Source organism: Accumulibacter sp., from assembly GCF_031732815.1.
In the GTDB taxonomy this organism is placed as follows: domain Bacteria; phylum Pseudomonadota; class Gammaproteobacteria; order Burkholderiales; family Rhodocyclaceae; genus Accumulibacter.
Genome location: NZ_JAVMKF010000232.1, coordinates 1 through 3,279, shown reverse-complemented (window position 1 = coordinate 3,279; position 3,279 = coordinate 1). Strand labels below are relative to the sequence as shown.

The following is a 3,279-nucleotide window of genomic DNA, read 5'->3' as shown; positions in this document are numbered from 1 at the left end:
GTCGCCGAGGCGTTGATAGACGGGCAACTCTTCTTCGCGGCGGATGCGCAGCGCTGCGTCGACTTCGCCGCGCGCTTGCAGCGTATCGGCGATGCCACTGCGCGCGATCGCTGCCTCGCGTTCGTTGCCGCTGGCGTCGAACGCTTGCGCGGCGTCGCGGTACGCCGTCTCGGCGGCGTCGATCTCGCCGCATCGTTGCCAGCGCCGTGCCTGCCGCAGCAGCGCGCTGCCGCGAGCGGATTCAGTGCGCGCGCTCTGCGCCAGTTGCGCCAGATAGTCGTCTTGCGCCGCGGACTCGCCGAGCCGTTCGGCGCAATCGACCGCTGTCATCAGCAAGCCGCTGCTCGCCGCGTCGCCGAGCCGTGCCAGCGCCGGCTGCACGACGTCGTCGTACGCGCTGCGTGCGTCGTGCTGGTGGTGAAACAGGTACGCCGCAGCCGCCTCGGCGGCGGCGGCGAGCAGGGCCGGCGGGCAGTCGTCGCTGGCGAGCGCCAGTCGCGTCAGTTCGCACGCGCGCGCGTCCCAGGCGAATTGCCCATCGGCTTGCCGCCAGGCGGCGGCGAGTGGCGTCAGCGCGGCGCTGGCGATGCGCGCTGCTTCGTCGGCGCGCAGCGTCGGCAGCAGCGGAGTCGCCAGCGCGTTGGCCGCGGCGTGCGCGTCGCCGTCGATTTCGCCCCAGTCGTCGGCGAGGCCGAGTGCGAGCAGGCGCGCCAGCGCGCGTTCGGGGGCGGCGACGCCGAGCGCGCTGCCGGCGGCGTGCAGCGCGGCGAGCGGCAGCGGGAAGTTTTCGGGGAACGCACTGCACGCGCGCAGTTGCTGCGCCTGCTCGTCGGCGAGCGCCTGCCGGTAGCTGGCGAAGGCCATGCGCTGGAAGAAGGCGGCGACGGCGTTGGCGGTTTCGCCGCCCGCGTGCGCCAGGTGCGCGAGTTGCGGCGGCGGTTCGCCGTGCCGCTGGTAGTGCTCGATCGCCGCCAGCGCGGCGGCGAGCGCGGCGTTTTCGCCGGCGAGCAGCGGCCGTGTGAGGATGGCCTGCAGGCCGGGGTTGCCGGCGGCGACGTGCAGTACGCGCGCTGCCAGCGCGGCGGGAACGGCGGTGGCGCCGGCGGTGGCCGCTCGGCCCGCCGCGTGCAGGCGGTACGCCGCGGCGAGCTGCTTTTCGCGTTCGCGCTCGTTCATTGCTTGCAGCGGCACGACCGCCAGCGTCGCCGCCAGCTCGCGCCCGCCGGCGTCGGGCAGCGTGCAGCGGTAGCGGCTGGTGAGCAGCAGCGCCGAGGCGTTGCCGTCGGCGCGCGCGTGCGCGAAGGCGGTGACGATGGCGAGCAGCAGCGGCCGGTACGCGGCCTGCACGGCGAGCGGTGCGGCGGTGGGCAGCGGCGTTTCCAGGATGCGTTCGAGGTCGTCGATCACCAGCAGGATCGGCTGTGCGGCGAACGGTGCGGCGAGCAGCGCCGCCAGCGCGTCGGCGAATTCCGGCGCGCTCTGCGGCGGCTGCGCGAGGCGTTGCCGCCAGTCGCGCCAGAGCGCGCGCTGCTCGCCGGGCAGCGCGGCGAGCAGGCGGTCGAAAATGGCCAGCGCGTCGTAGCGTTCGAAGACGACCACCGTGCGCTGCTGCGTACACCGGCTGGCGATGCGCGCCGCCAGGCTGGATTTGCCGAGGTTGCCCATTCCGTGCAGCAGCACGCCGGCTCGTTGCGTATTGTGCAGTTCGCGCAGCGCGTGCTGCAGCGCGCGCCGGCGGCCGACGAAAGCGGCCGGCGCCGCCACCGGCGAGGCGCCGCGTTCGCTGTCGAGGAATTCGCTTGCCGCGCGATGGCGCAACGGCGCGTGCGCCAGGCCGGCGCCGGTGAGCGCGCCGCCGCCGTGGCGGCCGAGGTAGAGGCGCGCCAGGTGCCAGTGGCCGCCGCGCTGCGCGTCGGCGCGCTGCTGCTGGCGCAGCGCCTGCCGCGCTTTCGCCGCTGCGTATACCGTGCTGCGGTGCCGCGCCAGTTCGCCGTAGAAGACTTGCGCGAAGTCGATCGCGTCCTGGTCGGCGACCGAACCGTCCCAGCCGACGACGTTGGCCACGCCGGCGCGGATCAGCTCGCGCACCAGCGGCGCCAGCATTGGCGCGCGGGCCGCGTTGCCGCTGCCGTCGGCGTGGCTGCCGGCGCGCTCCGCCGGCGCGCGCTCGCCGCTCTCGGCGGTGCGGCAGGCGGAGAGGAAGAGCAGCGGCAACTGGCTGGTGTCGCCGATGGCGTCGACCAGGTCGCCGGCGCTGGCCGGCAGCAGGTCGCCGTAGTCGTCTTCGAGCGCCAGGTAGGCGCCGTGCTGCGGGTCGAGGTCGCCGTGGCACGAGAGATGCAGCGCTTCGCAGCCGCCTTCGTCGGCCAGCCGGCGCGCGATGCCGGCGGCGCTGCCGCTTTCTTCGACGATCAGTTGCGGCCGCGCAGCGGCGCTGACTTTTTCGATCGCCTGCGCGATCGCCGCTTCTTCGGCTTCGAAGTCGAGTTCGTCGGCCTGCCGCGGCGCCGCGGCCATGAACAGCAGGCGCAGGTCGCGCCGCTGCGCCGGCAACGGCTGCGGCACGCCAGTCGGCAGCACGCCGATCCTCCGGCTGACCAGAAAGAGCTGCACCGCGTCATCGGCGAGGTGGCCGTCGGCGCTGGCCAGCAATTCCCACGGCGCTTCGAGCAGCGCGCGCGCCAGCGGGCTGTCGCCGTCGTCGACGCGCACTTCGAGCACGCGCGCGCCGGTGCCGCGCAGCCAGGCGTCGGCGCAGCCGTTGCCGTTCAGCCAGTCGAACAGTTCGCGGCCAATGGCAGGCAGCGCGTCGTCGTCGTGCGCGCGCAGCGCGCGCTGGTAGCGCTGCGCGCAAGCCGTCAGGCAGGCGATCGTCGCCGGCGCCGGCCGCCGCAACTCGGCAATCGCCGACGCGCCGCCCACCCCAACAGCCGCCGCGCCGCCCGCCGCATCGGCGCCGGAACCAGCCTGCGCAAACACCTGCAAAAAGCAATCCGCCCCCAGCGGCCGCAGCAAGGCATGCATGCGCGTTCTCCACTTTCCCTGAAGGCAGCAATGCTACGCGACAAGCGCCTGCTATAGCAAAGGCTTCGCGGCCGTCGTCGAGGTCGCCGCGCGTGCGGGCCAGGACGTATCCTTGCGCTGCGTCGCCGCGCACGCGATCAGCGGTGGCGAGGGTGCCGGATGCCGCTTGCAGGCGCAGCGCCGGCGTACGCGGGAAGGCAAGCTCGGACACTGCCGTGCGCCACGCCGGAGGATAGGAGAGGGTAGGAAAACCCA

General features: G+C 74.0%; 1 protein-coding gene. It reads right to left on the bottom strand.

What is annotated here, in order from left to right:
- Nucleotides 1-3,024, bottom strand: a 3,024-nt coding sequence (locus RKP46_RS14400) for a CHAT domain-containing protein (RefSeq protein ID WP_311107272.1), incomplete at its 3' end; no start/stop codon positions are given.
- Nucleotides 3,025-3,279: the final 255 nt, after the last annotated feature.